The sequence below is a fragment of the Endozoicomonas sp. YOMI1 genome, from assembly GCF_024606345.1.
In the GTDB taxonomy this organism is placed as follows: Bacteria; Pseudomonadota; Gammaproteobacteria; order Pseudomonadales; family Endozoicomonadaceae; genus Endozoicomonas.
In genome coordinates this window covers 1-6,445 of sequence record NZ_JAHHPM010000433.1, presented here as the reverse complement: position 1 = coordinate 6,445, position 6,445 = coordinate 1, and the positions used below count along the sequence as shown (strand labels likewise).

The following is a 6,445-nucleotide window of genomic DNA, read 5'->3' as shown; positions in this document are numbered from 1 at the left end:
GTGAATCTTTGACCATCTCTCATGATAAGGCTTACCAGAAGGCTTACGCACGGTCCGAAAAACTGAGGGCTTCCAAACGAGCTTGGGAACAGTCCGAGAAAGGGCGGGCTTGGCGGATTGCTTACGAACAGTCCGAGAAAGGGAAGGCTGCCCGGAAGGCTTACCGTTTGTCCATCAAAAGGAATGCTTACCTTGCTGATAAACGCAAGGTGAGCCAAGCCATAAGAAGTGCCGGGTCAATCGCCTATAAATCAGCTATAAAGAAAGGCTTTAGCTTGATCAGTCGTACCCAACGTCGCGTGATTGGTAACAGGAATCAGAATTCTTTTCATGGGGGTTTCCCTCTCTACTGACATGGATAACTATTTTTATGACGACGACTTGGCAACAATACTATGGAATCTCTGAAAGAAACGTGAGGACTTTATCTTGTTTTCATGGGAATTGACATCCTGCATTAGTTCTATAATTTGTTCAGGAAATAATGCCGTTGCCAATTGTCCGATGAGTGCTTCGATAGCATTGAGACGTTGAAAAGTTTGATGTGAAAAGTCCCTTACTTCAGCCGAAAGTGCTTGTTGTGAAGTCCATATCTTTCTTATGTTGGATTCCGGGTTGAGGAGATCCTTTCGCAGTGATTCTGCGAATTCATGATTTGTACATTGTGCAGACCAGTTTTCAAAGAGCCCTATAATGTCTGAACTCTCAATTTTATGTTTACTTTTATGGGGGATGGCTGCAGGAATGCTCAATCTGAGTTTGTCCAGTAACTTTGGTAGCTGTCTGTTTTTTCCATCCATTATCGCCAGCAAAAGTTTCGTACAGTTTTTATTAAACCCAGTGGTTGACAAAACACTATTCTTTGCAAAATGAACTCTGATCTTTCTGGCCTTTAATGGTTTTGCAATCCAGGTAATGAATTTATTGAAAAGGGCTCTAGCGCTTTTCAAAACAGCGGTTTTCCTTCCATAATATGATCCTCCGGCGCTGGCTGCCCCGACGTTGTCCGTGTGGGGCTGATTTTGTCGTGGTGAGGGAGAGGCTTGTTTATTGACCGGGTCCATGGCTAAACCTCATGCTTTATTTTTATGATAATTTATCAATCTCATAATCTACAGTAGCGGGTCATATGGCTGCAAATATTTCTGGCTACTGAAGGATCGCAGGATTTTTTACCCTGGTCCAAAATACACTGAAATTGGTGAAGTGCCTATGTACGCTATGCACAAAGAGAATCTGGTCGGTTGTCAGTGGGTGGAGTCACCTGTCGGACGTCTCAGCGTTATGGCATCTGCTGGTGGCGTTGTCTCCGTCAAACGGACGAATACAGATAGCTTACAGGCTGAAGCCAATCCTGCTGAAAATACATCGATTGCTGTTCAACAGGCTATTAATAGTCATCTTGCTCAAGCCAGAGACGAGTTGGAGGCCTACTTTCGCAGAGAGTTGACCCGATTCACCGTGGCGCTGGCTCTTCGTGGTACCGACTTTCAGCATCAGGTGTGGAGTGCGTTACAACAGATTGGCTATGGCAAGTGCTGCTCCTATCAGGATATTGCCAGCAGCATCAGTCGGCCTAAAGCGGTCAGGGCCGTGGGGGCAGCCAATGGTGCCAACCCGGTTGCGATCATTGTGCCCTGCCACAGGGTGATCGGGAAAAACGGTAAGCTGACCGGTTATGCCTATGGGGTTGAGATGAAGAAGTATCTTCTGGATCTAGAGCAGGGCAATAGGCAATAGGCAATAGAAGGGGAGCGGAATAATCGGGGATTATGGCTGGCTTTTCACGGTTCAGGAAAAAGGCCAGCCAGTAAGGGTTGCTGTCAGAGCCAGCCGCCCAGGTCTTTCCAGCGGTTCACAATGTTGCAGAACAGCTCAGCGGTTTTTTCCGTATCGTAACGGGCTGAATGAGCCTCTGATTTATCAAAATCAATATCCGCTTCGGCACAGGCTTTGGCCAGCACCGTTTGTCCATAGGCCAGACCGGCCAGCGTAGCGGTGTCAAAGCAGGAGAACGGATGAAACGGATTCCGTTTAACCTCGCAGCGCTCAGCCGCAGCCATGACAAACCCCAGGTCGAACGACGCATTGTGTCCAACCAGTACCGCTCTGTTGCATCCCTGGCTTTTTACCGCCTTACGCACTGAACGGAAAATCTTGTTGATGGCATCCTCTTCCGCCATGGCAATCCGTAACGGGTGAAACGGGTTAATACCAATGAAATCGATAGCGGCCTGCTCAATATTGGCGCCTTCGAATGGCTTGATATGGTAGGACTCCGATGGGCCCGGGTGGATAAAACCGTGCTCATCCATTTCAATAACGGTGGCGGCAATTTCCAGCAGTGCATCTGTCGCGGCATTAAAGCCCCCGGTTTCCACATCGATTACCACGGGCAGAAAGCCGCGGAATCTGTTGGCCATGGAGTGGCTGTCATCGGCCCTCAAAGGCTTCTCCTTACTCTTTACTGTAAAAAATACCGCTGGTTGCAACCATTTTCATGGGGGCAGCAAAAGCGGGATTTTTCCGCCGCTCATGGCTGTGTAGCCCATGGCTATGATTTGAGGCGCCAGGATAAAGTTTCTCCGGCCCTCAGGGGCTTCACCCGGTTGTCACCGAAGGCAATGGAATCTGGCATGATCCAGTCTTCTTTCACCAGGGTAATGGTGTCCTGGTTTCTGGGCAGGCCATAGAAATCGGGGCCATTGAAACTGGCAAAGGCTTCCAGTTTATCCAGAGCGTCCATCATTTCAAAGGCCTCTGCATAGAGTTCAATGGCTGCTGGTGCGGTATAGCAGCCTGCGCAACCACAGGAAGACTCTTTGGCACCAATGGCATGGGGAGCAGAATCGGTTCCCAGGAAGAAACGACGATTGCCGTTTACTGCAGCCTGCAGCAGCGCTTGCTGATGCCGGTTTCTTTTGAGAATCGGCAGGCAGTAATAATGGGGTTTGATGCCACCAACCAGCATATGGTTGCGATTATACAACAAATGATGGGCGGTAATGGTAGCGCCCAGGTTTTCTCCCCCTTCACTGACGAACCGGGCAGCATCAGCCGTGGTGATGTGTTCCATGATGATCTTCAGGGTTGGGAAGCGTTCTACCAGTTTCACCAGGTGGCGGTCAATAAATGTCTTTTCCCGGTCAAAGATATCGATGTCGGCATCGGTAACTTCACCATGCACAAGCAATGGGAGACCGCACTCCGCCATGGCTTCCAAAGCACCGTAAATGTTCTCAAGATTGGTTACGCCGGAATCAGAATTGGTGGTTGCGCCAGCAGGGTAGAGTTTCAGTGCAACCACATCACCCCGGTTATGGGCATTCAGGATAGTTTGACGGGACGTTTTGTCGGTCAGATACAGCGTCATCAATGGTTGAAATGCCGAATCAGCAGATATCTGTTCGAGAATACGAGCCTTGTACTGGCTGGCCAGATCAGCATCCGTTACCGGTGGTACCAGGTTGGGCATAATGATCGCCCGGCCAAAGGTTCTGGCGGTGGCTGCCACCGTTTCAGTCAGAACATTGCCATCACGAAGGTGTAGGTGCCAGTCATCAGGGCGGGTAATGGTCAGTAATTGGCTCATTTTGGCAGGTACCTGTTCCGGTTATTTATGATTGAACCGGATGGGCATCCTAGCGAAAAAAAGGCAATGTTGATAGTGGGAGCCTGAGAAAAGATGCATAAAAGCATTGGTTTAACCCGTATTTTTGCCCTTTTGATGATATGATTCCCAAGCTTTATCTACACTAACCCCAGCTTTGGCCAGATAATGATGAAAGCCTCTTGGCGAAGCTTTATTAATGAATTATTATTCATTATATAAGAATATTTATTCTTTGCTGTCTACAGGTTCCTGTTGCGGCATGTCGTTGGAGTTGAGCAATGAAAAAAATCAATAAAGTCGTTCTGGCCTATTCCGGCGGCCTGGACACCTCAGTGATTGCAAAATGGCTGGAAGACACTTATCAGTGTGAAGTCGTCACCTTTACCGCGGACCTGGGGCAGGGGGAGGAGGTAGAGCCAGCCCGGGCCAAGGCGCAAGCCCTCGGCATTAAAGAGATCTACATTGATGATGTGCGCGAAGAGTTTGTCCGTGACTTTGTCTTTCCCATGTTCCGTGCCAATACCATTTACGAGGGCGAATACCTGCTGGGAACCTCCATCGCCAGGCCGCTTATTTCCAAGCGCCTGATTGAGATTGCCAATGAAACCGGCGCCGATGCCATCGCCCACGGTGCCACCGGTAAAGGGAATGACCAGGTGCGTTTCGAGCTGGGTGCTTATGCACTGAAGCCGGGTGTTCAGGTTATTGCGCCCTGGCGTGAGTGGGACCTGAATTCACGGGAAAAGCTGCTGGCTTACTGCGATGAGCACGGTATTGCGGTGGAGCGCAAGAAAGGCAAATCACCTTACTCCATGGATGCCAACCTGCTGCATATCTCCTATGAAGGCGGCATTCTGGAAGACCCATGGGCGGAGCCGGAAGAAGAGATGTGGCGCTGGTCGGTAGCGCCTGAATCCGCCCCGGATGTGCCGACCTATCTGAATCTGAGCTATCGCAAAGGGGATATTGTTGCCATTGATGGGGAAGCAATGACGCCAGCCCGGGTACTTGCCTACCTGAACCGGATTGGTGGCGAAAATGGCATTGGTCGTCTGGATATTGTTGAGAACCGCTATGTGGGCATGAAGTCCCGGGGTTGTTATGAAACCCCCGGAGGCACCATCATGCTCAAAGCGCACCGTGCCATTGAATCCATTACCCTGGACCGGGAAGTGGCCCACCTGAAAGATGAGTTGATGCCGCGCTATGCCAGGCTGATCTATAACGGCTACTGGTGGTCACCGGAGCGGGAAATGCTCCAGAAGATGATTGATGAAAGCCAGGAGCCGGTGAACGGTGAAGTTCGCCTGAAATTGTATAAGGGGAATGTCACGGTGGTTGGTAGATGTTCTGATGACTCGCTGTTTGATGAAAATATCGCGACCTTTGAGGACGATGCCGGTGCCTACAACCAGGGGGATGCTGAAGGCTTTATTAAATTGAATGCGCTGCGGTTAAGGATTGCGGCGAATAAAGGACGAAGATTAGACTGAAAATGGCAGGCCTGCAGTTCAGGATGCAGGCCATTCTCTATAATCGGCGTATGTCGTTCATCTGCTGCGTTGCTGTGCTTTCGGGCAGATTATCTTTGTTGAAATTCCAGGCTATAAGCTGTTTCTGCGCAATAGTATTTGTCAGTATTATTGTATTAATCCACACTTTACCAGGCTGTTCAGCCATATTGAGTAATCTGGACTGATCAAACCAGGTCAACAGTTTTTTTTCAACTAAACTACTCTGTGCAGAGTTCATCTTGCTCAGCCATTGGTTACGGTGTCAAAACTTATTTTGGCTGTTCAGGATGTAGCTATGCTTCTTTCACGGGCTTAATTTTTACCCTAATATCGTCGTTTAATGAATAAGATTTATAAATAATGTTCCGAACGTTTCATAAATTAAGGCAGACGACGGGAGATGCAATTTTCGTAGAATTATCTCTTGTTACTGATAGCACCACACCATCAAGGTCTCGCTATTCAGGTCGGGACGTATCAAGACAAGAACCCATTGCTCTCACTCTCCCACCCTTTGATACGTCTGGACCTTCTCCAGAGGTAGCTCCCTTAAAGAGAAAAGTGTCTCAAATTGAAGGTTCATTAGTGGATGAGAAATTAAAAACAAGACGACTGGGGCATGAAAATGAGCACCAACACAATTCGTCGATTAACACTTTAGAACAATTGAAGGCCTTTTGCCGGAAAAGCAACATCATCATCAAACCAACGTTAGATAAGCTGGTTCATTCATGCCCGAATGAGTCGAAAGTGCAACTGCTCTCTAAGCTGGGCATTTATTTTAGCCATTTGAACGGTACTGTTAAGAATACAGGTACGATTACCAGCATGCTATTGTGCGGAGAAGGAACCCAAAAAACAAAGAAAAAAATTAACCAGTTTTTGAGTACTGACGACTGTGATATCAAAGCAATTGCGCTTTCTCCGGTTGTTAAATCCATTTCTTCCATCTGTCATGGTAATGGCTTTCCCAAAGCCAGGGACGTGGATGCTCTGCTGAAGCTACCGAGCCTCCAGAAGGATGGTCAGCTTGACCGGAAACGACTGAGTTCTATTTCTTCCATCAATCATGGTAAAGGCGTTCCCAAAATCCTGGACACACTGCTGAAAGGACAGGAACCAATTGAACTCGAAGGAGGGAAACCTGAGAATGATGAACCTTTTTCTATATTCAGAGTCTAATTTTATTAGGTTGTCCGAGAATAGCGCCCGTCAAAGAGGCTGTCTGAGAATAGCGCCCGTCTAGGCAACCCCGTAGCGAGGACGGCAGAAAATTGAGGATAAAAATTCGGCTTTGTGAGGTGAATAGCGGGGCTAT

The 6,445-nt window shown here is 48.3% G+C and carries 7 protein-coding genes; 4 read left to right on the top strand and 3 right to left on the bottom strand.

Going from position 1 to position 6,445, the window contains the following annotated elements:
- The coding region (locus KDK15_RS15265; RefSeq protein ID WP_257296247.1) for a hypothetical protein at positions 1 to 353 on the top strand (353 nt) is incomplete at its 5' end.
- Positions 354 to 368: 15 nt separating this feature from the next.
- On the opposite strand, the gene KDK15_RS15260 is transcribed toward KDK15_RS15265, so the two are convergent.
- The gene (locus KDK15_RS15260) at positions 369 to 1,064 is read right to left on the bottom strand and encodes a hypothetical protein (protein ID WP_257296246.1); all 696 of its coding nucleotides are present in this window, start codon (positions 1,062 to 1,064) and stop codon (positions 369 to 371) included.
- A gap of 148 nt (positions 1,065 to 1,212) precedes the next feature.
- Here KDK15_RS15260 and KDK15_RS21055 point away from each other — a divergent pair, with 148 nt between their 5' ends.
- The gene (locus KDK15_RS21055; RefSeq protein WP_306800360.1) at positions 1,213 to 1,740 is read left to right on the top strand and encodes a methylated-DNA--[protein]-cysteine S-methyltransferase; all 528 of its coding nucleotides are present in this window, start codon (positions 1,213 to 1,215) and stop codon (positions 1,738 to 1,740) included.
- Between the two features lie 83 nt (positions 1,741 to 1,823).
- Here KDK15_RS21055 and rnt read toward each other — a convergent pair whose 3' ends face one another.
- Together rnt and pyrC are read right to left on the bottom strand one after the other, a co-directional pair.
- Positions 1,824 to 2,423 carry a ribonuclease T gene (rnt, locus tag KDK15_RS15250; protein WP_257296248.1) on the bottom strand — a complete coding sequence of 200 codons (600 nt, stop codon included), beginning with the start codon at positions 2,421 to 2,423 and terminating at the stop codon, positions 1,824 to 1,826.
- 131 nt (positions 2,424 to 2,554) lie between these two features.
- Positions 2,555 to 3,592, bottom strand: coding sequence for a dihydroorotase (pyrC, locus tag KDK15_RS15245; protein ID WP_257296245.1), 1,038 nt, complete (start codon positions 3,590 to 3,592; stop codon positions 2,555 to 2,557).
- A 299-nt stretch (positions 3,593 to 3,891) separates the two neighbouring features.
- Here pyrC and KDK15_RS15240 point away from each other — a divergent pair, with 299 nt between their 5' ends.
- Positions 3,892 to 5,106: an argininosuccinate synthase gene (locus KDK15_RS15240; protein ID WP_257296244.1), complete on the top strand. Its 1,215-nt coding sequence runs from the start codon at positions 3,892 to 3,894 to the stop codon at positions 5,104 to 5,106.
- A 606-nt stretch (positions 5,107 to 5,712) separates the two neighbouring features.
- Entirely contained in the window at positions 5,713 to 6,309 is a 597-nt protein-coding gene (locus KDK15_RS15235; protein WP_257296243.1) for a hypothetical protein, read from the top strand.
- Positions 6,310 to 6,445 lie beyond the last annotated feature (136 nt).